23 protein-coding genes are annotated in these 25,189 nt (G+C 40.2%); 8 read left to right on the top strand and 15 right to left on the bottom strand.

The features are described from left to right. Positions 1-62 precede the first annotated feature (62 nt). Positions 63-164 carry a cytochrome b6-f complex subunit PetL gene (petL, locus tag VB711_RS00715; protein WP_323283746.1) on the bottom strand — a complete coding sequence of 34 codons (102 nt, stop codon included), beginning with the start codon at positions 162-164 and terminating at the stop codon, positions 63-65. Between the two features lie 135 nt (positions 165-299). Between petL and VB711_RS00710 the strand changes: the two genes are divergently transcribed. Then, positions 300-1,466, top strand: coding sequence for a pyridoxal phosphate-dependent aminotransferase (locus VB711_RS00710; protein ID WP_323283745.1), 1,167 nt, complete (start codon positions 300-302; stop codon positions 1,464-1,466). A gap of 313 nt (positions 1,467-1,779) precedes the next feature. Here the strand turns inward: VB711_RS00710 and VB711_RS00705 are convergent, their stop codons facing one another. The 4 genes from VB711_RS00705 to VB711_RS00690 form a co-directional block, all read right to left on the bottom strand. Beyond that, the gene (locus tag VB711_RS00705; protein WP_323283744.1) at positions 1,780-2,457 is read right to left on the bottom strand and encodes a DevA family ABC transporter ATP-binding protein; all 678 of its coding nucleotides are present in this window, start codon (positions 2,455-2,457) and stop codon (positions 1,780-1,782) included. Between the two features lie 13 nt (positions 2,458-2,470). Beyond that, complete coding sequence (gene devC / locus VB711_RS00700) at positions 2,471-3,604, bottom strand: ABC transporter permease DevC (protein ID WP_416233542.1); 1,134 nt, start codon at positions 3,602-3,604, stop codon at positions 2,471-2,473. 290 nt (positions 3,605-3,894) lie between these two features. Continuing rightward, the gene (locus VB711_RS00695) at positions 3,895-5,184 is read right to left on the bottom strand and encodes an ABC exporter membrane fusion protein (RefSeq protein ID WP_323283743.1); all 1,290 of its coding nucleotides are present in this window, start codon (positions 5,182-5,184) and stop codon (positions 3,895-3,897) included. A gap of 209 nt (positions 5,185-5,393) precedes the next feature. Then, on the bottom strand, positions 5,394-5,951 hold the full coding sequence (locus VB711_RS00690; protein ID WP_323283742.1) for a TetR/AcrR family transcriptional regulator: 558 nt from the start codon (positions 5,949-5,951) through the stop codon (positions 5,394-5,396). Between the two features lie 246 nt (positions 5,952-6,197). On the opposite strand from VB711_RS00690, the gene VB711_RS00685 reads away from it, so the two are divergent. The 3 genes from VB711_RS00685 to VB711_RS00675 all read left to right on the top strand — a co-directional run bounded on the left by VB711_RS00685 (position 6,198) and on the right by VB711_RS00675 (position 11,008). Continuing rightward, positions 6,198-9,356 (top strand): HsdM family class I SAM-dependent methyltransferase, encoded by a 3,159-nt coding sequence (locus VB711_RS00685; protein WP_323283741.1) that lies wholly within the window; start codon positions 6,198-6,200, stop codon positions 9,354-9,356. Continuing rightward, on the top strand, positions 9,356-9,994 hold the full coding sequence (locus tag VB711_RS00680) for a hypothetical protein (RefSeq protein WP_323283740.1): 639 nt from the start codon (positions 9,356-9,358) through the stop codon (positions 9,992-9,994). The genes VB711_RS00685 and VB711_RS00680 overlap by 1 nt, the downstream gene beginning before the upstream one ends. Positions 9,995-10,135: 141 nt before the next feature. Then, positions 10,136-11,008, top strand: coding sequence for a DUF5895 domain-containing protein (locus VB711_RS00675; protein ID WP_323283770.1), 873 nt, complete (start codon positions 10,136-10,138; stop codon positions 11,006-11,008). A 45-nt stretch (positions 11,009-11,053) separates the two neighbouring features. Here VB711_RS00675 and VB711_RS00670 read toward each other — a convergent pair whose 3' ends face one another. The 4 genes from VB711_RS00670 to VB711_RS00655 all read right to left on the bottom strand — a co-directional run bounded on the left by VB711_RS00670 (position 11,054) and on the right by VB711_RS00655 (position 14,664). Beyond that, positions 11,054-12,289: a murein transglycosylase A gene (locus VB711_RS00670; RefSeq protein WP_323283769.1), complete on the bottom strand. Its 1,236-nt coding sequence runs from the start codon at positions 12,287-12,289 to the stop codon at positions 11,054-11,056. Continuing rightward, entirely contained in the window at positions 12,289-12,537 is a 249-nt protein-coding gene (locus tag VB711_RS00665) for a hypothetical protein (protein WP_323283739.1), read from the bottom strand. Before VB711_RS00665 ends, VB711_RS00670 begins: the two co-directional genes overlap by 1 nt. A gap of 389 nt (positions 12,538-12,926) precedes the next feature. Then, complete coding sequence (locus VB711_RS00660) at positions 12,927-13,697, bottom strand: hypothetical protein (RefSeq protein WP_323283738.1); 771 nt, start codon at positions 13,695-13,697, stop codon at positions 12,927-12,929. A 52-nt stretch (positions 13,698-13,749) separates the two neighbouring features. After that, the gene (locus VB711_RS00655) at positions 13,750-14,664 is read right to left on the bottom strand and encodes a LysR family transcriptional regulator (protein ID WP_323283737.1); all 915 of its coding nucleotides are present in this window, start codon (positions 14,662-14,664) and stop codon (positions 13,750-13,752) included. Between the two features lie 136 nt (positions 14,665-14,800). On the opposite strand from VB711_RS00655, the gene VB711_RS00650 reads away from it, so the two are divergent. Beyond that, entirely contained in the window at positions 14,801-15,100 is a 300-nt protein-coding gene (locus tag VB711_RS00650; protein WP_323283736.1) for a hypothetical protein, read from the top strand. 183 nt (positions 15,101-15,283) lie between these two features. Here the strand turns inward: VB711_RS00650 and VB711_RS00645 are convergent, their stop codons facing one another. The 6 genes from VB711_RS00645 to VB711_RS00620 form a co-directional block, all read right to left on the bottom strand. Beyond that, positions 15,284-16,078, bottom strand: a complete 795-nt coding sequence (locus tag VB711_RS00645; RefSeq protein WP_323283735.1) for a carbon dioxide-concentrating mechanism protein — start codon at positions 16,076-16,078, stop codon at positions 15,284-15,286. Positions 16,079-16,189: 111 nt separating this feature from the next. Further along, the gene (locus VB711_RS00640; protein ID WP_323283734.1) at positions 16,190-16,897 is read right to left on the bottom strand and encodes a transferase; all 708 of its coding nucleotides are present in this window, start codon (positions 16,895-16,897) and stop codon (positions 16,190-16,192) included. A 91-nt stretch (positions 16,898-16,988) separates the two neighbouring features. Next, the gene (locus tag VB711_RS00635; RefSeq protein WP_323283733.1) at positions 16,989-18,653 is read right to left on the bottom strand and encodes a ribulose bisphosphate carboxylase small subunit; all 1,665 of its coding nucleotides are present in this window, start codon (positions 18,651-18,653) and stop codon (positions 16,989-16,991) included. Between the two features lie 59 nt (positions 18,654-18,712). After that, positions 18,713-19,015, bottom strand: coding sequence for a EutN/CcmL family microcompartment protein (locus VB711_RS00630; protein ID WP_323283732.1), 303 nt, complete (start codon positions 19,013-19,015; stop codon positions 18,713-18,715). 6 nt (positions 19,016-19,021) lie between these two features. Further along, a complete protein-coding gene (locus tag VB711_RS00625) occupies positions 19,022-19,366 on the bottom strand; it encodes a carbon dioxide-concentrating mechanism protein CcmK (RefSeq protein WP_039748664.1) in 345 nt (114 codons plus the stop codon). Positions 19,367-19,455: 89 nt separating this feature from the next. After that, a complete protein-coding gene (locus VB711_RS00620) occupies positions 19,456-19,764 on the bottom strand; it encodes a carbon dioxide-concentrating mechanism protein CcmK (RefSeq protein WP_015209255.1) in 309 nt (102 codons plus the stop codon). A 679-nt stretch (positions 19,765-20,443) separates the two neighbouring features. On the opposite strand from VB711_RS00620, the gene VB711_RS00615 reads away from it, so the two are divergent. From VB711_RS00615 to VB711_RS00605, 3 genes are all read left to right on the top strand, one after another. Beyond that, positions 20,444-22,300 carry an NAD(P)H-quinone oxidoreductase subunit F gene (locus tag VB711_RS00615; RefSeq protein ID WP_323283731.1) on the top strand — a complete coding sequence of 619 codons (1,857 nt, stop codon included), beginning with the start codon at positions 20,444-20,446 and terminating at the stop codon, positions 22,298-22,300. 131 nt (positions 22,301-22,431) lie between these two features. After that, positions 22,432-23,931 (top strand): NADH-quinone oxidoreductase subunit M, encoded by a 1,500-nt coding sequence (locus tag VB711_RS00610; protein WP_323283730.1) that lies wholly within the window; start codon positions 22,432-22,434, stop codon positions 23,929-23,931. A 135-nt stretch (positions 23,932-24,066) separates the two neighbouring features. Beyond that, the coding region (locus tag VB711_RS00605) for a CO2 hydration protein (RefSeq protein ID WP_323283729.1) at positions 24,067-25,189 on the top strand (1,123 nt) is incomplete at its 3' end.

Here is a 25,189-nt window from a genome sequence, read left to right as displayed (position 1 = left end):
AATGTTAACAGGACTTGTGTGTACACCGTAGGCAAGGGAGGAGGGGACGTGGATGCTAAATTTTAGATCACCTTAGCAGCACGTAGACCAAACAGCAAACCAACAGCTACACCAGTGAACATAGCTAAGAAAACGATATATTCAACTACAGCAATGGCATTCATCTAAATTTCTCCAATTAACTCACTATATATATTGAATCATTAGTTATGGGGAAAGGGGAAAGAGTAAAAAGACAAATTTTGACTAAGATTCTGGGATATCCTTAAATTAGATAGAGATTCCCAGAACAAAGTAGCATGAAACTGGCAACAAGAGTAAGTCAGGTGACACCCTCCATCACCTTAGCGATCGCCGCTAAAGCTAAGGCGATGAAATCAGAAGGTATAGATGTTTGTAGTTTTAGTGCTGGAGAACCAGATTTTGATACTCCAGCCCATATCAAAGCCGCAGCAGCTAAAGCTTTGGACGAAGGTAAAACCAAATATGGTGCAGCAGCCGGAGAACCAAAGTTAAGGGAAGCGATCGCCCAAAAACTGAAAACTGAAAACGGTCTTGATTATCAAGCTGAAAATGTGATCGTCACCAATGGCGGTAAACATTCTCTTTATAATTTGATGATGGCGTTAATTGATCCAGGTGATGAAGTGATTATCCCCGCCCCCTATTGGCTAAGTTATCCCGAAATGGTCATTTTGGCGGCGGGTGTGCCGGTAATTGTCCAAACGGATGCTTCCACAGGCTATAAAATCACGCCGGAACAACTGCAAAAGGCTATTACCCCAAAAACTAAGTTATTTATCCTCAACTCCCCTTCTAACCCGACTGGGATGGTGTACACCCCAGCAGAAATTCAAGCTTTGGCTAAGGTTGTAGTTGATGCAGATATTTTAGTTGTCTCCGATGAAATTTACGAAAGGATTCTCTACGACGGTGCGGAACATATCAGCATCGGTTCTCTAGGTAAAGAAATATTTGACCGGACTTTGATTAGTAATGGTTTTGCTAAGGCTTATTCGATGACTGGCTGGAGATTGGGTTATTTGGCGGGTCCAGTGGAAATGATTAAAGCTGCCAGCACCATCCAAGGCCATAGTACATCAAATGTGTGTACCTTTGCTCAATACGGAGCGATCGCTGCTTTAACCAGTTCTCAAGACTGTGTGGAAGAAATGCGTCAAGCTTTCGCAAAACGTCGTCAAGTGATGTTAGACAGACTTAACGCCATTCCTGGATTGAGTACGGCTAAACCAGACGGTGCTTTTTACCTATTTCCTGACATCAGCAAAACCGGTCTTAAATCCCTGGAATTTTGCAACGCTTTATTAGAAGCCCATCAAGTTGCGGTGATTCCTGGCGTTGCTTTCGGTGCTGACAACAATATTCGTCTTTCCTACGCCACCGACATGGCTACCATTGAAAAAGGTATGGATAGGTTAGAGAAATTTGTGCGTAGTCGGATTTAGGGTGATCTAAATAAAAAGCCCTGGCGATTACAAATCGCGGCTACACAAACAAAGTCCACCTCCGTGGACTAATAAAAACTAGCTATTTGAAACCTGCGAAGGCAGGTTTTGTCTGTGTAGGTGCGGTTTCTAACCGCCGATTTACCGTCAAAGCCCTGGCGATTATAAAGATGCCTCCGGCTCCCGTAAGGGATACGCGGCTACACAAACAAAGTCCACCTTCGTGGACTAATAAAAACTAGCTATTTGAAACCTGCGGAGGCAGGTTTTGTCTGTGTAGGTGCGGTTTCTAACCGCCGATTTACTATCACTGTCACCGATCATTTTTGAGTTTACCGTCCTCCATATACACGATTCGGTCTGCTATATCTAAGATCCGGTTATCGTGGGTGACAAGTAAGATGGTACAGCCTTGTTCTTTGGCTAATTTTTGCATTAACTCTACCACATCCCGCCCGGATTTTTTATCTAGTGCGGCAGTGGGTTCATCAGCTAGTACAATTTTAGGGTGACTGACTAAGGCACGAGCGATCGCTACCCGTTGTTTTTGTCCCCCTGACAACTTCTCTGGATAGTAATCAACTCTATCTCCTAAACCAACTTCTTCTAAAATAGCGATCGCTTTAGCATTGATATCTTTACCCAAAAAGTCGTCATGCAACTCCAAGGACATTTTTACATTTTCTTTGGCTGTTAAAAAAGTCATCAGGTTATGGGCTTGAAAAATATAACCAATTTGACGACGCAATTTAGTTAATTTGTGCTTTTTGGCATTATAAATTTCCTGGTCTAAAATTTGCAAACTCCCTTCCTGGGCAGAACGTAACCCTCCCATTAACGTTAACAGTGTGGTTTTACCTGAACCGGAAGGTCCAGTCATAATCACGATTTCACCAGCCTGAATTTCTAAATTAATATCAAATAAGACTTGTTTACGCAGCGATCCTTCACCAAAATAATGATTGAGGTTGGAAATAGAAATTACATTCATGATTTTATCAGGTTTAAAAGATGTCCGCAGGGTCAGCAGAACGGAGTTTTCGCATAGCGATCGCTCCCGAAAAAGTACACATGATTACAGTTAAAATAAATACGTTAATCGCCCTATCTACTTTCATTGCAATGGGCAACAAAGTAGCAGCAAAGGTGAGTTCATACAATCCAAAAGAAAGTAAAAATGCAGGTAAATAACCCAAAGCAGCTAAAAACAAAGCCTCCTGTAATAACACTACTAAAAGATAGTTATCGGTATAACCCATCGCTTTTAAAGTTGCATATTCTGGTAAATGATCGGAAACATCAGAATAAAGAATCTGATAAACAATCACAATTCCCACAATAAATCCAACTGCTACACCCAAACCAAAAATAAATCCAATTCCAGTTCCATTAGCCCAATAATTTTTTTCTCTTTGGGCAAATCCTGCTGGTGTATCGACTGCAATAGTAATATTTTTACTATCTGGATTTAATGCTACTTTCAGTTCTGTTTTGACTTTTTCTAAATCAGCACCGGGTTTTAAATTAATTAATCCTACTTCAATTTGATCGGCTTGACGAGTGGGAAATAGTTGTAAAAATGTTGAATGACTCCCAATTACATTACCATCAGCAGCAAAGGAAGCACCATTACTAAATACCCCTTTAACGCTGACAGCTTTAGTATTCAATTCTGTTTCAAATTTACCTGTTTTTTTAAATATCTCACCAACTGCCCCATATTCAGGACGACTTGCTTGATCAAATAAAACTTGTTGTAGTGGTTTTAGATAATCTTTACTTTGTTGAAGTTCAGGAAATGTTAACCCAGGTTGGGCTGGATCTACTCCCCAGACTAGAATAGCTCTATCTATTCGTGTTTCTGGATTTCGCCATTGTCCTGTACCAATATAAACTGAATTAACTGATTTTACTCCATCATGAGCTAATGCTTGATATAGTCTTTCTCTGGAAAAGCTTTTAACTGAAAATAGGGTTTCAAATTGAGGGTTAATTAAAACCAAATCGGCTTGTAAGTTAAGATGGGGTTTAACTGCGGCATCAAATAATGCACTCTCAAAACCCATCTGAATAAATATCAGCATATCGGCAAAGGTGATTCCCGCAACCGCAACTGCTAAACGGGTTTTTTCTTTCATTAATTGCCGCCATGCTAGGGGCGTTTTGTTAAATATGTTTTTCATGATATTGAACCGCATTCACGGAGTGTACCGGAGGTAAAGATGCTAATACCAATTCTGCATAAAGATGCGCCAAATTTAAAAAGGAACGAACCACAGAGACACAGAGAACACAGAGGAGGAAAAGACAAGGTTACAAAATTCAGCGCAGCCTCATAAAGAAATGGTATAAGAACCCGAATTGTTAAGTCGTAGGTTGGGTTGACGCAAGGAAACCCAACAAAGATCAAGACTAAGAAAGTTAAGATTTATATTTCAATTGCTGTTTGAACTTGTAGGTTGGTTAATCCTGCAACTTTTTTACTGTCTTCTGGATTTAAACGAATTTTTACTTCTACTACTCGGCTATCTAGGTTTTCTCCTGGTTGATTACTAAATACATTTTGACGATTTACTTGTAAGGCAATTTGTGAAACATTTCCCCGCAATTCACCAGGAAATGATTGACTGGTAATGATGGCTGTTTGTCCCAATTTGACTTTGCTAATATCGGTTTGATAAACTTCTGCTACTGCCAACATTTGCTCGGTTTGCGCGAAGTCTGCAATGCCGTTATTATCAATTTTTTCTCCTGCACGGGTGTGAATTTTAATAATTTGTCCAGCAATGGGGGCTTTAATGTATGCTGCTTTTAGGTCGGTTTTGGCACGTTTTAAAGCAGCGATCGCACTCTCTACTTCTGTTTGCGCTAACCTCACATCCACTGGACGCACTTCAGCAATACTGTTAAATGTGGCTTTGGCTTCTCTAATTTGTTTGTTACCTGTGGCTTTGAGTCTATTCAGTTCAACTTTGGCTTCCGCTAGTTGTTTACTCGCTGTGGTATTAATCCGGTTTAACACTGCTTTAGCTTCATTTAATTGCTGTTTAGCAGTTTCTACACTCAAGCGTTTACTGTCAATTAAGGAACTAGAAATCGCACCGTCTTGATATAATTGCTGATAACGTTGATCTTCTGCTTGGGCGTTATTCAGTTCTGCTTCTAATTTCCTAATTGTCGCACCTTGAGCTATTTTATCCCCTTCCCATTGCGCTTCAATTCGCGCGATCGCTTCCTTTTGTCCCCTGGTATCACCTTGAAATTGTGCTTCTATCCTCTCAACAGTGGCTTCCTGCGCTTGAATATCCCCAGATTTAGCCCCAGCTTGCACCTGTGCCAGTTTCGCTTTAGCTACCTTAACCTGATTTTCTCCTTCTAACACCTCATCTTGCAAGCGATCGCGCGAATCCAAAATCGCTATCACCTGTCCCGCTTTCACTTTATCCCCTTCTTTAACTAAAACTTCAGCAACGCGATCGCCATCTAAAGCCAAGGGTGCAGAAAGCCTAATTACCTCTGTTTCCGGTTCAAGTCGTCCTAAAGCACTCACTTTTACAGATATCTGCGTAGTTTGTGCAGCTTCAGATAACTCCATCTTCCCAACCTGTCCGAAGCGGGAAATCCCATAAAAAATAATTCCCCCCGTCATCACTGTAGCTGTAATTATTAACCCAATTAATTTTTGATGATTCGGTTTCAATAATAGCTTTTGAGTCATATTTTCCTTTTTCTTAAAATTCAGAAATTTTTATTACAGGGATTTTTTTTCACGCAGAGGCGCAGAGAGGAATTACAGCAATTTCCAATTCCTAAAAGTACATCTTAGCCCCCTCCTCGCTTGCGGGGAGGGGGTTGGGGGTGGGGTTCTTGTTCCAGGTTTGATGACAATTTGCTGTAAGAGCATGATCTGAATACGTGAAATTTTCATCATTGCAAATAAGTAGTCAACATTTTCCCTAATAAGGTACATTGTTCTGCTAAATCAATCATTTCATTTCTCTGCAATCTTCCCAGTAATAAACCATCTATAAAACTCAGGACAAAGGACGCTACCACAGGATCTTCAATTCCCAAGAAATCACAAACTGCTTTTTGGTATCTTTCATGGGTTCGCTTATGAACACCCACAACTTCTTTCGATTCTTGATGTTGACAAAAATCTACCCAAAGATAAGTCCATTTAATAAAATATTCTTCGTTTTTAACTAAATATCTCCCCAGTGCTTCCATTGCTTCTGTCAACGATTTTCCTTCTCCCAATTCCTCCATTGCTAAACTCACATCTTGTTGACATATTTCTTCTGCTAATTGCTCAAATAAGGCCTGTTTGCTGGGAAAATAGTGATATAACGTCCCTGTAGAAACGCCCAATCCCTGGGCAATTTGCCTCATGGTGATGGAACCATAGCCTTTTTGAGCAAATAAGTCGAAACACTTGCCGAGTAGTTCTTTGCGGTATTGTTCATGATCAACAATTTTGGGCATGACTCGGTTTATCTATATCGAACAGTCGTTATAATTAACTTAACCTTTGTTCATCTAGTTGTCAATAGTACAAATGACCTGTTAAACTCTAAATGCTATGATAAAATTCAATTTTTGCAATCTTATGGACTGAACATAGTTTGCAGAAAAGACTTACTATTATAGAATGATAGACTGGCTCCTAATTGAATGGAGGTACTTGACAACAACTATTAGACTTCCCTTAGTATTAGGAGGGATAGAACTATGATGAGATCATCTAGCTTAGATTGGAAAGAACAACTTGGACTGAGTGAAAGACGCTCACCAGAGTTTTTTCATACTATTGAAGAAATTAATACAGGTAAACAGTCTCTTCCGCAGGCTCATATAATGCGTAGAGCATGGAAAGATTTAGAACTCAATGGTATTCTATGCGTCAATAACGCACCCTATATTTATTTTAAAGAAGTTCCTACTATAGATTCTAAGCAGATGCGTAGATTGCATCGTCAGATATGGAATCAAGGTATCGCTCCCTTACTTATAGTTATTAGTCCAACTGAAGTTCAAGTTTATTCTGGTCTTGCGCTTCCCGCAAAAGATGATCAAGATGTTTCCAAACAAAATCGTCTGGTCGAAATTTTAGATCGGGTAGCTGATGCAATTGAACTAAAGCAATTTATCAGATCAATAGAACTCGGTGAATTGTTTAGAAAAAAACCGGAATCTTTTAAACCAGATTTGCGTGTCGATCGCTATCTACTCAAAAATTTAGCAGCAGCACGTAATAATTTATTGAAAGCAGAAACTAATGATACGTTAGATATCAAGATTGTTAATGCTCTGCTATGGCGCACAATATTTACCTGTTATCTTGTTGATAGGGAAATTATTGATATTTCTTATTTTAATAAAATAGGTGCAACAGATTGTCACAGATTAATTGATATTTTAGAAATAAATGAACCTCATCAAGCAAAGCAACTTTTATATGCTTTATTTCAACAACTTCAATCTGATTTTAATGGAGACTTATTTGATGGTGATATTCAAGCAGAAAGTAAATTAATTCAAGACCGACATATTAACATATTAAAAAGTTTTCTTCGTGGTGATGAGATAAGTAGTGGTCAACTTTCACTGGGCTTTTGGGCTTATGATTTTAGTGTTATTCCTATTGAAACAATAAGTAGTATTTATGAAAATTTTCTTGAAACACAAGAAAAGCGGGAAAGTGGTATATATTACACGCCAAGATTTTTAGCTGAGATAGTTCTCGATACAGCATTAGATGGATGGACTTCCTTACTAGAAAAGCGTTTTCTTGACCCGTCTTGTGGTTCAGGTATATTCCTAGTAGCGATTTTTAACCGATTAGCTGAAGAATGGGTTATCAAGCACAGAACTGTTAGGAATAACAATGATGAACTTGCACCAGCCCTAATTAATATTCTTCAGCAAAACCTTTTTGGCATAGATGCAGATTCTAGTGAAACTGCTTGTCGCATTGCAGCATTTAGCTTATATCTTGCCTTTCTAGATCAACTTGATCCTAGAGGTATTCAGAAACTTCAAAAAAAGGGGAATGCGCTTCCAAAATTAGTAGGTCATAACCTAATTTGCAAAGATTTTTTTGAAAAAGATTTACCCATTCCTGTAGATGGATTTGACCTGATAGTAGGTAATCCACCTTGGGCAAAAGTAACAGGAAAACAAAAAAATCTTATGGAGCAGTGGTGTGAACAAGAAAATCATACAATTGCTCAAAGACAGTTAGCTTGTGGGTTTGTGTGGAAAGCTCCGCAACACTTACGGGATGATGGACGTATTTGCTTTTTACTTCCAGCAGGAGTTTTATTTAACCACCAAGATAAAGCACTAGATTTTCAAAAAGAGTGGTTATCAACATACACGATTGAGCAGGTAATTAACCTATCCGATATGAGGTTTTACTTGTTTGATGGTGCTGATCGTCCTACACTTATTATCAGGTATCGGAAAGAAAAACCTGATAGAAAAACTAGCAGTATTGACTATATAACTCCTAAGACTGAATTGGAAACTATTCGGGCTGAAATTCTAGCTATTTCACCAGAAGACCAAACTAAGGTTAGACTGCGAGAAGTTCTCTATGACCTTAGTAATGGTGAAGCTGCGCTAGTTTGGAAACAATCCTTTTGGGGAACTTCGAGAGACAGAAAATTTCTGGAAAGATTATCTGCATTACCAAAAGTAGATGATTTAGTAGATACATTAAAAGACTTCCAATATAAAAAGAGAAAAAAGCAGATAACAAAAAGGTGGTTAATGGGTGGAGGGTTTCAACCACAAGGGGCTAATGATGATCCAGAGAAAGTTATATTATCACCTTGGTCTCGGAAAACATTATTTTTAGAGGGAAAGAGTAAAAATATTGATTTGATTCTCTTAGAATCTGACTGCACTCCTATTGGTAATCGCTTTAAAAAACTTCGTGGCAGAAATGGACTGCCAGATCAAAAAATATTTACTTCTCCACACATAATTATAAGTAAAAGCTTGAAAGTAGCATTTGCTGACTTTGATGTTGTTTTTCAAGATGCATTTCGAGGTATTCATGGTAAACCAGAAGATACTGAAGTTCTTATGTTCTTGGCTGTTGCTCTCAACTCTGTTTTGGCAAAGTATTTCTTATTTCATACAGCCTCTACTTGGGGAATTGAGCGCGGTGATATACGTGTCGCAGAACTACTTAAATTCCCATTTTTATTGCCAGAAATGACTCAAGATCCTTCTAGGTCAAAAGAAATTGTTCAAGAAATCGCAAAAAAAATTAGAAATCTAAAAAACCAGATTAATCAAAACTTTTTGTTGAATCGTCAGCAGACTATACAAAGAGAGAAAGACGAATTACTCAGACACGTTTATGAGTATTATCATATTGATGAATATGAACAAATACTAATAGACGACACTATCAATGTTTCCATACCAAGTATCCAACCAAATCAAGGAACTTGGCCGATTCCTACATTGGTTAGGAGCGAACCAGAAGAACGCAAGGAGTATTTAAAACTTTTATGTAATGTACTTAATAATTGGGCGCGTAAAAGCCAGTATACTATAATCGGTAACATTATAATTTCTTTAGACATGGGTGCAGCCATTATCGTTTTAGATAGAAAAATTAATGTAGAGCAAAGCTGGGTGAACATTGAGCAGAAATCAATACAGGAATTAGATACTGTTCTCCAACGGATTATTCGTCTTTTACCCAATCAGCAAGGAAGTATCAGCTTATTGCGAAATCTCAAGGTTTTTGACCAAGATAAGCTATATATTTTTAAACCATTAGCTCGTCGGTTTTGGACTAAGACCGCTGCTTTAAACGATGCAGATGAAATAGCATCAGCAATCCTCACTACCAACTATAACGAAAGCTGATGGCAATAATTGGTAATAGTAGTCTTTGGCAGGACACTTTCCCTGATTATCTTATTCCAGATATTCTTGATTTGATATTATCTGCATGGCAAGTTTTTAGTAAACCTAAAATTGATGACCATGAAGTACCCATAACTAAGCGTTTTAGAGTTACTTTGATACAGCAAAGGGATTTGGTGAGATTACCCGTAAGGATTGACCGCGAAATCCCAGAGGATGACTTAGAATCTGGAATCGAAAAGGGACGTATTGATCTGCTTTTTACATCAGTTGAAACGTGCCGTGAAGATGTATATTTTTCTTTTGAATGTAAGCGACTCAATGTAATTTCCAAAGATGGAAAACGCGAATCTTTAGCAGGAGACTACGCAAAAAAAGGAATGATGAGATATGTAACATCAAAATATGCTTCCGGGCTTATTTGTGGAGGAATGATTGGTTACATCATGAATGGTGATTCAAAAACTGCTATCAAAGCAGTAGATAGCCAAGTGAAGAAGTTGTGTAAAGAACTGCGAGTTAGTCCACCAAGTGGTTTATGTCAATCCTCTCTTATACCAAATCATCCTCAAATTAAAGAAACTACACATATACTACCTCGCCAGTTTGTTATCCATCACGTGTTTCTGCCACTTTGAATATTAGGATACTTAACCTTTAGTTGATTGGCAAATTAAAAGGGCGATCGCTTGTTACAATCTAATATGAGAATTTGTCTGATGTTTTAGACGGATGGTACAAAAGACAAAACTATTAAACACTCTTATATGTCAAAAACAATGAAAGCATCTGCTAATTTCGACTTTGAGGACGAAAAATTTAACGCTCCCCCTTCTCAAGTCCTGCCTTGGGGTATGATGATCAATCCCCGCTATGGACAGGATGGCCTTCAAAGCTTTGGTTTAGCCATTAAACTAGATAACGCTCAAGCCATTGGTTTTACCCCCGATGATAATTGGCAACAGGTAGAACATGAATTTAGCAATAATGAAGTAGATTCCGTATATATTACTACTACTCCCAGAATGGTAATTGTGCGTCGGGGTCCTCTGTCTGTGAAAGATCGGGAAACGGGGATGAAATTGGGGACATTTAAGGATAATTATGATGCTTTTTTAGCTGATAAACTTAAATTTAAAACCTTTACTCGCCATCTGATTTTTTTAGTCGGGGAAGATAAAAAGTTTTTACATCAATTACCACTGCAATTAACTCTAAGTGGTGCAGCAGGGGCAAGTTTTGGCAAAAATTACGCTGAATATCAACAAGGTAGAGCCATTGGTGGCTTTGTTGCTGAATTAGAAAAGGCTTATGCAGGTTTTCAAAAGAAACCAGTCACACCAAAGGGTCCCCTTTTCCACGCTCACGGTATTTTCTGCCCGATTATTGAATGTGAAGAAAGAGGTATTCAACCGAATACGGCCTTAGTAGCTTCCACCATGGACTACAAACATCCGACAGTTAGCACTTTAATAGATTACATGATTGCTTCCGATTCACCAGAGTCAGAAATAATCTGTAAAACTTTTGAAGACTATAAAGAATTTGGTAAGGAATCCGTCAAATTAGAAACGCAAAGTACAGAAGTATCAGGTGTTGCTAGTTCTTATGTCTATGCGGATGAAGATGATTTTGGTTATCCACCTTATTAATAATTAGGGGAGGGCAGGGGCGTATTGTAATACACCCCTACTTCATTATTTCTTCAGTAACAAGTAGTATAATGCACCATTACCGCCTGTGACACCGGCGCGATCGCCCGCAACTTTGCCAGTCCCCATAAAATAATCTACCCGTCCTGGACCCTTGATTGCACTGCCCGTATCTTGATCCAATACAAAGCGGTTAACTGTCCGATACTCCAACCGACCACGACCGACAGAGTAGGGCAAAGAGGCTGTAACCAGTGCCAAAGCGCCCGGTGGCATCAGAGACTTATCTGTGGCAATGGAACGTTCTGCGGTGACAGGTACACTAATACTGCCTGTAGCAGGTCTACCATTGGTTTCTTGAAAGAAAATAAATCTTTCCCAACGGGGTAAATAATTACTCAATTCCTTGGGATTTTGGCGGAAATAACTAATTAACCGGGGCATAGTTAATCCTTGTAATGGCAGCTTACCATCTTTTGCCAGTTGTCCACCGATGCTAGTCCAAGGATAATCAGTACCTCCTGCATAACCGACAGAAGTGGTTTTGCCATTGGTTAATCTAATTTGGGCAGAACCTTGGATATGTACCATGTAAGCATCTAGGCGATCGCGGAACCAGAGCATTTCCAAACCACGCAACCTGCTCTTATTCCCTAATAAACCATCTTTTCCTTCCAAATCAATCCGTTTTGGATGGGGTTTAGCCCATTGATCAAAATCTTTCGGTAGTCGATACAGGGGATATTTGTATACTGAAGTTCTTACCCGGCTGGCTCTATAAATAGGTTCATAATACGCCGTAAACTTAACAGTTCCCTTACCATCATTGCCTACAGATTGGTAAAAAACAAACTCCCGACGCACAGCAGCTTGTAATTGGGCTGGTGATTTCGAGTTAACAACTAATTGACGAAACCGCACCAAACTACGCCGGACTCGATCATGGGTAATCTCTGGAATCAGGTAATTTTGATAAGCAGCGATCGCGCTTCTTCTTCCTAAATAAGTCAAACTGTGATCAATGGATTTTAATAAGGCTTTTTTATCGCCTTTTTTACCCCTTCCACCCCAAATTTGCTCATCCCATCCCAAACAATTTTGGTTACTACAAACAGTTTCCAAGTCAATGGGTACGAGTGGTGGTAATACCTCTGGTGTCACCTCAGAATTAGTTGGCGTTGGTGATGGTTGTATGTTAGGGGCTTGAGCAACAGCAGACCAAAGAGGATTAACAAGAGCAATTCCCAAACTCAAGGAAAGCAAAGCTAGGTTTTTTTTAATCATCTTTCAATACTAGAATTAAAAACTGGTTCTACTCGAATAGCGATAATCCGGGAAGGCCGTACCACCATATATTCCCCTTGAATATTCCTAATCGGTACGCTGATAAAATCATTAGAAGCAGATTTTGGTACAAGTTCGGCACTATACCACTTCTGAAATTCTTGAATTGTCGTAAACCGTATCTCTTCTCTATGTCCACTGTCTAGCAACAGGTGTACAGAATATTCATTGGGAGTTCTCGGCATATAATCACGTCATTTAAATTACATCCATCCTATTGTTCACTACTACAGGCCAAAAGAAAAGGGGCAGGGGGCAGGGGGCAGGGGGCAGGGGGCAGGGGGCAGGGTAAAGAATTATTTCTAATTAGGGCTTGCTGATAGCGTGCCATTAGGCATATAAAGCTAAAGCTGAGATACATCAAGAGTTTGAAGATTAAAAAGGTGAATGAGGTACAAGGAATAAGCGTTGAAACTACCAAAAACCTATCACTTGACTAGATTCAAGTATATTCTTCTCTTCTTCTAATTCTTCCTCCTGACTCCTGACTCCTGACTCCTATTTTTTAGCCGCTTCAGGTTACGACGTGGGCTAACCCGTAAACAGTTCCCAACTATTATTTTTTGTGAAAAAATCAAAAAAACAACTTAAATCGTGCTAACTGGTTTTCAATTGCACCGGTGAGAATATTCTTTAATTCTGTACCGTCTTGAAATTGGAGAACTTGCTGCGTTGGTAAATCAAAGGGAAATGTCCCTGCAAATTCTGGACGCTGCATCTGGGCTAATAAAATTTGTTCAGACCGTTTACTTTGAATAGCGTAACCAATCTCCACGCAGACATTAGGACTGGGAATTAGCTGGGGAACTTCCTTTCCATCAACGCTGGTTATCGCTGTGGTATCGGCAATAAACAGCAAACTCTTACGGATTTTTCGCATAATACTGCGGTTTAACCGTAGAGGGGCATCACTAGGACGGGATGATTCTACTATTGTTAGGGGTAAGCGCGATCGCTTATTTAAACTCACCAAACATTGTCCCAGTTCCTCTTTCAATAGATCACTGGCTGGGGCATACTCAGTTTGATAGCAAAGAAAAATACTCGGTTCTAACTGAGCTAAAAGTGCTTGCTTGGTAAAATAAATCTCATGGCTAATCAAATCAATATTAGCCACACAATAACCACCGCTACCCTCAACATAAAACTCAATAGTTTCCCCTTCTAGATAGCGACCAAACCAAGTTGATGCTTTCACTTCGTCACTGTCTTCTAAAAAATCTGCCCGCAACCCTGATTTTAGTAGACTTTTTTTGCTCAAGCGAATGTCTGGAGGCCGGTTTTCCAGTTCAGCGATCGGCTCATAATCTTGTAGATACCATGCTCTGAGCGCAATAATTGACATAAGATACTATTTCAAATTTCTCCTGTTTGGTTATGTATAAGCTTACACTTAATTATAATCCAGTATTAGTTTGATCTACAAAACTCTTAGCGGCTTCTAGCAAATAGTCAAAATAGGTACGAGCTACAATAGATAACTGTTTACCAGAGGGGTAAACCATATACCAAGACCGCTTAATGGGGAAATGCTGCACATCTAAAATACTAAACTCAGCCGCATCTGTTAGCAAGGTATGACGAGATAAAACAGAAATACCTAGACCTCCAGCGATCGCCTGTTTAATTGCCTCATTACTACCTAACTCTAGTTTCACTTTCACCTTTACCCCATGTTCCTCAAAAAGACTCTGCACAGCGCGACGTGTCCCCGAACCAGGTTCCCGCATAATAAAAGGCTGATCTGCTAGAGACTCTATGGGAATATTCTTCTCCTTGGCTAGTCGATGATGTAAAGGGGCAAAAACTACTAAGGGATTTTCTAAAAATGGCTGACAATTCACATCTAAATGATCTGGAACTTGGCTCATAATATACAAGTCATCCAGGTTACTGCTCATTCTTTCCAAAATACCATCATGATTTGTTACTTGCAGCGAAATATCAATGCCGGGATACAGTTCACAAAATGGACCCAACAAACGAGGAATAAAATATTTTGCTGTCGTAACCACAGCCAAGCGCAATTGCCCCTGTTTCAACCCTTTTAAGTTGGCTACTTTGATTTCAAATTGGGCTATAGTTTCAAAAATCTCACGAGAAGTAGCAAATAACTCCCTTCCTGCTTCCGTCAAAAATAACCGCTTTCCCACCTGTTCAAACAATGGCAACCCTACCGATTTTGTTAGTTGCTTTATTTGCATAGAAACGGTAGGTTGAGTGAGAAATAATTCTTCAGCAGCGCGAGTAAAGCTGCCATGTCGTGCGGCTGCTTCAAATACTTTTAATTGGTGCAGCGTCGCTTGGTTCAAGTTAATTCTCCTATAGAGTAACAGTGGAGGCAGGGGGCAGCATTGAAAGTTTGTTTATATATACCTTTGTTCTTATATTTTGTACCTCAAGATGGTGTATAATATACCAAATCAAAGGCATTAACAAGAAACTAAAATGGCCGTACAACGTTGGACAGATGAAATGATTGATCAATTAGCTTCGACTGTCAGCGAAGTTAGAGATGGCATTGCTGAAGTTAAAGATAGTGTAGTAGAAATTAAAGACAGCATAGATGGGTTAAGAATAACGGCTCAAGCCTTGTTGCAAATTGCTAATCAACACGAGCGTAGCATAGAACAGTTTGAAGAAGAAATGGAATTAATAAAACAACGACAGGCAGAAAATGATGAAAGATTCAATGTTTTATTAGAAGAAGTGCGTTATTTAATTCGTCAAAACCACAGTCATCAGTAAGCATTATAATTTACAAGAGTAAAAAATGAACAGGATTGATTTTGGAATTAATGATTAGGATTTCTTTTCTTCCTCCTCTGACTCCTGATTCCGGTCACTGAGCGTAGCCGAAGTGCTGACTCCTGACTCCTGACTCCTGACTCCTGACTCCTGACTCCTGACTCCTGACTCCTGACTCCTGTATTATTCTTCATGCCATACTTCTTCTTTAATTTTTATAGGCACTTTAGTTAAATCAGGTAACTGTAACACTTCTATTTCCGCAACTTGTTCCTTCTCTTTAATATTCAAAGGCAACTTTAACGGTTGACGTTGTTCTATCCAACAACTGGCTAATGGCAAAGTTTGTTCCAACTCATCCAAAGGTCTAGGAATCACCATTACAGCGTTTAATTCCCCAATACGTTCTGCTTCAAACATCCCCGCTTCTACAGCTACAGCCACATTAGCCACAGAACCACGAATAATCGCTGTACACAAACCCGCACCAATTTTTTCATAAGCTGCTAAATGGACATCAGCCGCTTTTAACATGGCATCACAAGCACCCACCATTGCTGGAAAACCTCGTGTTTCTACCAGTCCAATCGCTAGATTACTCAAACGGCTGTAGTTACTTTCTTCGATTAATTGGCTGAAGCGGTTAGTAATAGGCAACACTACATCTAAATTAGGAAACGGTCGAGGAATCACCAAGCTAGATACTAACTGACCAAATTGTTCAGCAGTTTGCACACCAGCTTCTACTGCCAAACGGACATCAGCAATGCCACCACGTACAATAGCTGTACAATGACCACTACCAATTTTTTCATATCCAACTAGGTGAACACCGGCCGATTTTAGCATCATGTCAGCCGTCCCGACTATGGCCGGAAAACTGCTTGTAGATACTAAGCCCAGGGCAGTGTCCTTGAAACTGTCTTGACGACGTGGTGCCTGGAAGGAGTTAACAGACTGTTGATTATATGTTTCCATCGGAATTTCTCCAGGATACTCGCAAATAAAGGTCAAGGCTGAAGGTTGTTAGCATAGCTATTCGCACTAGCAAGATCAAAAACCTTTGCCGCGTAAAGTTAATTTAACACTTCACCCTTCCGAATTTGGCTCGTTCAAGGATTGCCTATGGGGAAACAATGTGGTTAACAGCCTATTAATGCTGCCTTGCCCATATATTTGATTGACAACGCTATGGGCAATTTCAGCCTCAGATTGGCTTGGTTCTGATTCCTGAATTGGGGATTCTTCTTCTGGGGGAGACTGGCTTTTGGGCGTGGGAGAAGGTGTAGGAATGGAAGTAGTAGTTTGGTATTTTAACTCGACAGAAGCCGAAGCTGAAAACTGGGTTTGAGAAATTACTGTTTTCTGTGGCTCTTGTTCTTGAGTTTCAGTAGCGGTGGAATTAATGGTGGAAGGTTCTATTTCTTCTTGAGTTTCACCAATCTGCCGACTGGTATCACCTAAAACTGAACCGGCGGGAATCACTTGTCCAGATGCTACCGAACAGTTAAACACTGTGGTGGCTGCACCAATACAAGTATTAGCTCCGATTTTGCCTTGACCGACCATCAAAAAACCGGCTCCCAGATTTACCCCTGTTTCTACTTCTAGGATACCCTCATTGGTTTGGAGAATTGACCCCATACCAATACAAACTCCAGGTCCGATAATAATCTTGCTGTTGACAGCAGCTTGAATTATTACCCCTGGTGCAAGCACGGCACTGGGATGAATATTTACCTCGCCACTAATGTAAGATTCAACGTTGTTGCTAAAACGCAACAGTGGCAAAGACATGGAATTTGTTACCTCGGAAGCCGGAAAAATCAATCTGACGGGAACGGGGAATAGGGAAAGAATCCCTCTTTTTTCCCCTTGTCCGCTATGGTTATGGGCGTTGGATAATTGCTTCCAGTACCCGACGTTTAGCGGCGGTGTCAATGCCAATTAAGCGCACGTATTCCCCTGGATAGTCGGCCAGGTGTGCTTCTAGGGTAGCGATCGCTTCTCGGTCATTTTTAGCTTCAATTTGACCCGCAGTAGCCCAAGTACCCATCCTAAAACGTCTTTGATCAACGTGTTCAACGCTAATCTTATAACCACCGGCTAATAACTGCCGCATCTGGTCTACTACTTCCGTGCTTAAACGGGTATTAGTCAATGTTGCAGTTGCCGAGCCAGAATTTGTACTTTTGAAGGATTGCTGGCTACCAGTGGAAGCTACTTGTCCATTGGGTCTTTGAATAATACTTTCTAAAACCCGACGTTTAGCTTTGGAGTCAATGCCAATTAAACGGACATACTCACCTTGGTGATTGTCTATACATTCTTCCAAGGCAGAAATTACTTCATTGGTAGAAGTTGTATTGATGGGCTGGCAACTGTTCCAAGAACCTGTGCGGAAGCGGCGCTCATCTACGTGTTCTGTACCGATTTTGTACCCACCTGCCAATAGTTGGCGGATTTGGTCTATGGTTTCTGGGCTGAGTTTGGCACTACTAGCACCATTGCCGTTACCGTTACCATTGCCGTTGTAGCTACTGTAAGACTGAGTAGCAGGTGCTTTAAACTGGGTTGTACCCCCTGCCACTACACCGTCTGGACGTTGGATAATGGTTTCCAATACCCTGCGTCTGCCATTGTCAATCCCAAACAGCCGCACATACTCGCCACGATGGTCTGCTAGACAACCTTCCACCGCCGCGATCGCTTCTGTTAAAGACCGTGTTTCTACGGTTTTACAACTTTGCCAAGAACCAGTGCGAAACCTTCTTTGGTCTACGTGTTCTGTCCCAATTTTAAACCCTTGTTCCAATAGATAGCGCAATTGCTCTACTGTTTCTGCACCCAAGCTATTGCTCGCCACTTCACTACTCCTTTCAAATTCTTCAACGGTAATACTTGTATAAGATTTAACCCCAGAAAGATTAAGTTCATCCCGAATGGGTGCAATACACTTGCTATCCTCAGCACAGCGATAACCAGTCCGTAATGCCTGATTTATGCCAACTACATGATGAGCAAATTGCTGATCTTGTGCTTGTACATCTGGCAACCGATCAGCTTGCTGCTGGTTAGTAATGATTGCTCCCGAAGGCACGTATTTACCGGGGGGAATTTCTACATCTTGAATCAAAGCGTGCATCATTACGATGCAACCAGCACCCACCCTGGCATTAAATACCGTAGAGCGAAAGCCAATAAAGCAATCATCTCCTACATAAGCCGGTCCATGAATTAGAGCCATGTGGGTCAGGGAAGCATTTTTGCCGACCCAGACCGAGTATTGCTTTTGGTCATCACCAATTACTCGACCTTGTTCCAACCCATGAATCACTACACCATCCTGAATATTAGTATTTTCACCAATATAAAAAGGTGTTCCTTCATCTGCTCTAATTGAAGTCCCAGGAGCAATAATTACGTTTGCACCTATAAGTACATCCCCAATAATATTAGAAAAAGAATGTACAAATGCGGTCTCATGAATTTTGGCTTCAGCTAAACTCCTTGACCACGGGGTTGGGGGTGCCGCCGTGCTGCGGACTGCCATTGCGAGATTCCTCCTGAATTAAGCGTTTTGTCAGTTATTGCCGATTTTCTGGTTTTTAACTAACGATCTTGATCTTTTTTGCTGTAAATGAGGCGATCTTCAACGTAAATGGTATCTATTATTGCCACCACTGCTGCATCTAGCGGACGTTGTTCACTGCCAAGCACTTGGCGAGCCGCACTACCACGACTCACAAGTACCCACTCATCCACTCCTGCACCAACATTATCGGCTGCCACCTCGTATTCTTGCAGGAGGTTGCCGTTTTCATCTACTAGTTGTAACAGCAGTAATTTGACACCTCGAAGACTCGGATCTTTTTGAGTGCTGGATACTGTGCCACGAACTTTAGCAATTTGCATTATAAATTACGGTCTTCTACCGAAAGGGCGAATGGCGTTCACATTTTCCCGGAATTGTTCTACATCTTCGGTATAACGAATTGGTAGGACGTATTCCAAGTTTTCGTGGGGACGAGCAATGATGTGGGTGGATAAAACTTGTCCACCGTTGACTCGCTTGACTGATTCTACTCCTGCACCAACTGAAGCCTGTACTTCAGAAACATCACCACGGACGATCACTGTCACCCGACCGCTACCAATTTTTTCGTAACCTACTAAGGTGACGCGAGCCGCCTTTACCATGGCATCAGCAGCTTCTACTACTGCTGGAAAGCCCAAGGTTTCAACCATTCCCACTGCAATTGACATTATTCTAATCCTTAAATCGAGTTTCTAGAGATGGAAAAGATTTACGCTTCAAGAAGGCAAAGCTGTTAATAACTTTGTTTAAACAGTTTTTAAGTACGGAACTGTTCTACTGCTTCTGTATACCTAATTGGTAAAACGTATTCTAAGTTTTCATGGGGACGGGCAATGATGTGAGTAGATAATACTTCACCACCATTGACTCTTCTGGCTGCTTCAACACCAGCAGCAACGGAGGCTTGCACCTCAGATACATCACCCCGGACAATCACGGTAACGCGAGCGCTGCCGATTTTTTCGTATCCTACCAAAGTTACGCGGGCGGCTTTCACCATGGCATCAGCAGCTTCTACTACTGCGGGAAAGCCCTTTGTTTCAATCATTCCAACTGCAATTGGCATCGCAGAACTCCTAAAAAAATAATTCAGTCAGTACAATGGATTAAATTTTTCGACGGGGATGCTGATCTTGACCGAAGAAAATACTTCCAAATTTAAGGATATTAAATCTTGGCATCCAAAGCAACATAAATTACTATAATAGTTTGTAATAAAAAACTTTAAAAAAACTTAACATAATTTAATCCCCTGGTGATTTGATTAAAATTCACTCATTCCTAGAGTTGCCACTTGTGCTTTATAATTTCTTTATTACATTTAAAAAATAACATTCATAGCCCTGGGCAATCTTGCCTGGAGGGGGATGATTAGCGGCTGTATATTCTACCGTCTCTGACTTTCCTCGAATTTTGCTGTTTGCATAGAGACTAGGTAAAAAATAGATAATTTTTTTAAATGTATTGTATAAAGTCGTTGATTCAAAGGAGAAATATAAATTTACAAGCAGGAGGTTTGAAAATGGAAGTAAATGCTTTTAATTATGTAAAGTTATATTTAATTACCATTTCCTTGGCTCAGGTGAAGTAAAAATGCCTAGATAAATTTAAGAGAAAAATAATCATAATAAAAAAAATAATGGATGAAACAGAAGTGAAAATTTACAACAACCGTGCAATCATTTAATCCCTAAAAATCCGTGATTAAAGAAAAGATTAATAGATGAAACCGAGGGAAAATTTAAATGAATGAGTTTCTATTTACAACAAGTTGGTTCGTGCCTTTTTATAGCTTAATTGGGGCAATTTTCACCCTGCCCTGGGCAATGGGAATCATTCAAACTACAGGTCCAAGACCTGCGGCCTACTTGAATTTGTTCACAACAGTGGTATCTTTTCTGCATAGCTTATTTGTATTTAAAGATATCTGGGATAAAGACCAGGTAAGTTTGGATATTACTTGGTTTCAAGCAGGGGATTTCAACTTATCTTTTGCTTTAGAACTTTCACCAGTTAGTATTGGAGCAACGGTTTTAATTACAGGATTGAGCCTATTAGCTCAAATCTATGCCCTGGGGTATATGGAAAAAGACTGGTCTTTAGCACGATTTTTTGGGCTAGTCGGATTTTTTGAAGCTGCGTTGAGTGGTTTAGCGATTAGTGATTCTTTATTTCTGAGTTATGGGCTATTAGAAGTTCTTACCCTTTCAACCTATTTATTGGTGGGTTTCTGGTATGCTCAACCTCTAGTTGTGACAGCAGCGCGAGATGCGTTTTTAACGAAGCGGGTGGGAGATTTGTTGCTGCTAATGGCTGTAGTGGTGCTTTCTACCTTAGCCGGGAGTTTGAATTTTTCTGATTTGTATGAATGGGCGCAGACGGCTAATTTAAGTCCGATGACATCAACTTTATTATGTTTGGCTTTGATGGCTGGGCCTGCGGGTAAGTGCGCTCAATTCCCTTTGCATTTGTGGTTAGATGAGGCCATGGAAGGGCCTAACCCAGCTTCGGTGATGAGAAATTCTTTGGTGGTGGGTGGTGGTGCTTACGTACTATATAAACTCCAGCCAATACTAGCACTGTCACCCGTGGCCTTGAATGCCTTAGTTGTAATGGGTACGGTGACGGCAGTTGGTGCGACATTGGTATCTTTGGCGCAAATTGATATTAAGCGAGCTTTGTCTCATTCTACCAGTGCATATATGGGATTGGTGTTTTTGGCGGTAGGTTTAGAGCAGGGGGGTGTGGCGCTGATGTTGTTGTTAACCCATGCGATCGCTAAAGCATTATTATTTATGAGTTCGGGTTCAATTATTTACACTACCCAAAGCCAGGACTTGACAGAAATGGGTGGTTTGTGGTCAAGAATGCCGGCTACGACTACAGCTTTCATTGTCGGTTCAGCAGGGATGGTGACATTATTACCACTGGGGAGTTTTTGGGCGATGTTAGCCTGGGCTGATGGCTTGGTAAAGGTTAGTCCTTGGGTAATTGGGGTTTTGGTGTTAGTCAATGGTTTGACAGCATTAAATTTAACTAGGGTATTCCGGTTAATTTTTTGGGGAACACCGCAACCAAAAACCCGCCGCGCGCCAGAAGTTGGTTGGACAATGGCATTTCCAATGGTGACGTTAACAATTTTGACGCTGTTATTGCCTTTAATGCTTCAGCAATGGTACTTACTACCTAGCTGGGAAAGTATTGATTGGTATGTACTTTTATCTTTGGTCGCTTCCACCGTCTTGGGGGTAGGGATTGGCTGTACTATTTATTTACACAAAGCTTGGTCAAGACCAAGAATTTTAGGATGGAGAATGATCCAAGACTTATTGGGTTATGATTTTTACATTGATCGGATTTATCGCCTAACCATAGTTAGTGCTGTAGGGTTCTTGTCGAGAATTTCTGCATGGAGCGATCGCTATTTAGTTGATGGTTTGGTAAACTTGGTAGGATTTGCGGCCATGTTCAGTGGACAAAGTTTAAAATACAGTATTTCTGGGCAGTCCCAAGGCTATATGTTAACCATCCTCGTAGTCATTAGCCTCCTGGGTTTTGTCATCAGCTTTTCATTGGGTTTATTCGATAAATTGCCTTTCTAAGTATTGTATATTTCATTCTCAGCTTTGAAATTTACGCTTCAGTAATACTATCTCTCGACAACTGATAATACCTATCTTCTTTCTTCTTCCTTCTTCCTTCGCGTCTTTGCGGTTCATTCAGAAATTGCCTTATGCTTAGTCTATTGATTCTAATACCCTTACTTAGTGCAGCCTTAATCGGTTTCTATCCCTCTGAAATTAACGGGAAAATCTCTCGCAGTTTAGCTTTAGGCAGTGCCGTAATTACTTTTTTGTGGGTAATTTTCCTAGCAATTCAGTTTAGTCCAGATATGGTTGGACAACAGTTTGCTGAAAATCTACCGTGGATAGATGCCTTGGGTTTAAACTATAATCTAGGAATAGATGGTTTATCCTTGCCATTGCTAGTATTAAATGGATTATTGACTTGTATTGCTATCTACAGCAGCGATGAATCCTTGCAACGTCCGAGATTTTATTACTCTTTAATCCTGCTATTAAATGTTGGGGTGACAGGGGCTTTTTTAGCACAGGATTTATTATTATTTTTCCTGTTTTACGAACTAGAATTAATTCCCCTGTATTTATTAATTGCTATTTGGGGCGGTGCAAAACGGGGTTATGCAGCTACAAAATTCCTTATTTATACGGCTATTTCCGGCATCTTAATTTTGGCAAGTTTCTTGGGGATGGTTTGGTTAAGTGGTTCACCAAGTTTTGGACTATCAACCTTGAATACTGAAACCCTACCTTTAGCAACACAACTGTTACTATTAGGAGGAATCTTGGTGGGATTTGGGATTAAAATTCCCTTAGTACCCTTCCATACTTGGTTGCCAGATGCCCACGTTGAAGCCTCTACACCCATTTCTGTGTTATTGGCTGGGGTATTGTTGAAATTAGGAACCTATGGTTTATTGCGGTTTGGGATGAACCTCCTACCAGAAGCTTGGACATATTTAGCACCTTGGTTAGCAACATGGGCAGTGATTAGCGTGTTATTTGGTGCTTCCTGCGCGATCACTCAAACTGATATGAAAAAGATGGTAGCCTATAGTTCTATAGGACACATGGGCTATGTCCTCTTAGCAGCAGCAGCAGCCACACCTTTAAGCGTTTTGGGCGCTGTGATGCAGATGATTAGCCACGGCTTGATTTCTGCCATGATGTTTTTACTGGTGGGCGTTGTATATAAAAAAGCAGGTAGCCGAGATTTAAATGTAGTACGAGGATTGCTGAACCCAGAACGGGGGATGCCTGTAATTGGTAGCTTGATTGTTTTGGGAGTAATGGCCAGTGCTGGTATTCCAGGAATGGTGGGATTTATTTCCGAATTTATTGTTTTTCGGGGCAGTTTCCCAGTTTTTCCCGTGCAAACCTTAATTTCCATGCTGGGTACAGGTTTAACAGCCGTTTACTTCTTAATCCTCCTCAACCGTGCCTTTTTTGGGCGACTGTCTGAACAGGTATCTAATTTACCTCGCGTGTACTGGAGCGATCGCATCCCTGCCATAATTTTAGCAGTGTTAATTGTGATCTTTGGCATCCAACCAAATTGGTTAGTACATTGGACTCAAACCACTATTACCTCAATGGTAAATACTCCAAATATTGTCGCAACAGTATCCTTAGATAAAGCAAAACCTAAATAATGGGTACTAGAGACTGGAAAAACTCACTCTATAATTAAATTCCAATCTCTAATCCCTGTAAATATTTGAAGTCTGAAAATATGATATAGTTCCTACCCAATACTGATAATTCTTGAATACATAACAACATTAAATATGCCAAACAAACTCACAGTAAACAACCCTTTATTTGAATATCTCCACAGATTGCAAACCGGAGGTGCATTACTCAAAGATACCCCCGGAAATGTTTTAGAAGTTGTCGGGATTCTCAAAAGTTATGGAGTAGTTTTAGATGCTTACTCTAAAAACCTCATCTACATAGCTGAAAATCAATTTTTGATATTTTTTCCCTTCTTTAAATATTTTGATGGCGAAATTTCTTCCTCAAAATTACTCCGTCACTTGTGGCACAAGCGGATTAATTTTGAATATGCCGAATACTGCATGAAAACCATGATGTGGCATGGTGGTGGAGGACTAGATACCTATTTAGATACACCAGAATTTTTAGAAATAGCCCAAACTGTAATTACAGCCAAATTTAAAACCAATCCTCTCATTTTGGGACTTAACCAACTTTTTCCTGATTTTTTAACTGAACAGTTGCGTGTATCGGCTTATTATAGTGGGTTAGGTCAATTTTGGCGAGTAATGGCTGATATTTTCCTGACTTTATCAGACCGCTACGATAAAGGGGAAATTAAATCCATTCCCGAAGTTGTAGATTATATTAAAGCGGGGTTGGTAGCTGATGCCCTAAAACCCATTACCTACAGCGTCAAAATCCGCGGACAGGTATATGATATCATTCCTAAAGCTTTGGGTTTGACATTTTTAGCAGATACAGCAATTCCCTATGTAGAGGCTGTATTTTTTCGAGGAACACCTTTTTTGGGTACAGTTTCTTATAATGCTCAAGCATATCAAATTCCCCCAGATCAATCTCGATTTCAGTATGGTGCATTATACGCTGATCCTTTGCCTATTGGTGGTGCAGGTGTTCCCCCAACTTTGTTAATGCAGGATATGCGCCATTATTTACCAGAATATTTGCACAAAATCTACCGTAGCAGTCGTCGGGGTGAAGATGATTTGCGGGTGCAAATTTGTATGAGTTTCCAAAAATCAATGTTCTGTGTAACAACAGCAGCAATTTTGGGACTTTTACCTTATCCTCTAGATACCCAAAATCCATCTGAGGAAATAGCTAATCGTGTTTATTTAGAAAAGTGGCTAGATAGGTTAAAAACTTCCCAGTTATTAGAGGTGAATAAAT

The organism is Cronbergia sp. UHCC 0137, from assembly GCF_034932285.1.
Lineage (GTDB): Bacteria > Cyanobacteriota > Cyanobacteriia > Cyanobacteriales > Nostocaceae > Cronbergia.
Note: the sequence above shows the minus strand (reverse complement) of the source record. Positions and strands in the feature narration are given on the sequence as shown.

Excerpts from the sequence above, each read along its gene's own strand:
- petL (WP_323283746.1), bottom strand. The coding sequence starts at position 164 with ATGAATGCCATTGCTGTAGTTGAATATATCGTTTTCTTAGCTATGTTC.
- VB711_RS00710 (WP_323283745.1), top strand. The coding sequence starts at position 300 with ATGAAACTGGCAACAAGAGTAAGTCAGGTGACACCCTCCATCACCTTA.
- VB711_RS00705 (WP_323283744.1), bottom strand. The coding sequence starts at position 2,457 with ATGAATGTAATTTCTATTTCCAACCTCAATCATTATTTTGGTGAAGGA.
- devC (WP_416233542.1), bottom strand. The coding sequence starts at position 3,604 with ATGAAAGAAAAAACCCGTTTAGCAGTTGCGGTTGCGGGAATCACCTTT.
- VB711_RS00695 (WP_323283743.1), bottom strand. The coding sequence starts at position 5,184 with ATGACTCAAAAGCTATTATTGAAACCGAATCATCAAAAATTAATTGGG.
- VB711_RS00690 (WP_323283742.1), bottom strand. The coding sequence starts at position 5,951 with ATGCCCAAAATTGTTGATCATGAACAATACCGCAAAGAACTACTCGGC.
- VB711_RS00685 (WP_323283741.1), top strand. The coding sequence starts at position 6,198 with ATGATGAGATCATCTAGCTTAGATTGGAAAGAACAACTTGGACTGAGT.
- VB711_RS00680 (WP_323283740.1), top strand. The coding sequence starts at position 9,356 with ATGGCAATAATTGGTAATAGTAGTCTTTGGCAGGACACTTTCCCTGAT.
- VB711_RS00675 (WP_323283770.1), top strand. The coding sequence starts at position 10,136 with ATGAAAGCATCTGCTAATTTCGACTTTGAGGACGAAAAATTTAACGCT.
- VB711_RS00665 (WP_323283739.1), bottom strand. The coding sequence starts at position 12,537 with ATGCCGAGAACTCCCAATGAATATTCTGTACACCTGTTGCTAGACAGT.
- VB711_RS00660 (WP_323283738.1), bottom strand. The coding sequence starts at position 13,697 with ATGTCAATTATTGCGCTCAGAGCATGGTATCTACAAGATTATGAGCCG.
- VB711_RS00650 (WP_323283736.1), top strand. The coding sequence starts at position 14,801 with ATGGCCGTACAACGTTGGACAGATGAAATGATTGATCAATTAGCTTCG.
- VB711_RS00645 (WP_323283735.1), bottom strand. The coding sequence starts at position 16,078 with ATGGAAACATATAATCAACAGTCTGTTAACTCCTTCCAGGCACCACGT.
- VB711_RS00640 (WP_323283734.1), bottom strand. The coding sequence starts at position 16,897 with ATGTCTTTGCCACTGTTGCGTTTTAGCAACAACGTTGAATCTTACATT.
- VB711_RS00635 (WP_323283733.1), bottom strand. The coding sequence starts at position 18,653 with ATGGCAGTCCGCAGCACGGCGGCACCCCCAACCCCGTGGTCAAGGAGT.
- VB711_RS00630 (WP_323283732.1), bottom strand. The coding sequence starts at position 19,015 with ATGCAAATTGCTAAAGTTCGTGGCACAGTATCCAGCACTCAAAAAGAT.
- VB711_RS00625 (WP_039748664.1), bottom strand. The coding sequence starts at position 19,366 with ATGTCAATTGCAGTGGGAATGGTTGAAACCTTGGGCTTTCCAGCAGTA.
- VB711_RS00620 (WP_015209255.1), bottom strand. The coding sequence starts at position 19,764 with ATGCCAATTGCAGTTGGAATGATTGAAACAAAGGGCTTTCCCGCAGTA.
- VB711_RS00615 (WP_323283731.1), top strand. The coding sequence starts at position 20,444 with ATGAATGAGTTTCTATTTACAACAAGTTGGTTCGTGCCTTTTTATAGC.
- VB711_RS00610 (WP_323283730.1), top strand. The coding sequence starts at position 22,432 with ATGCTTAGTCTATTGATTCTAATACCCTTACTTAGTGCAGCCTTAATC.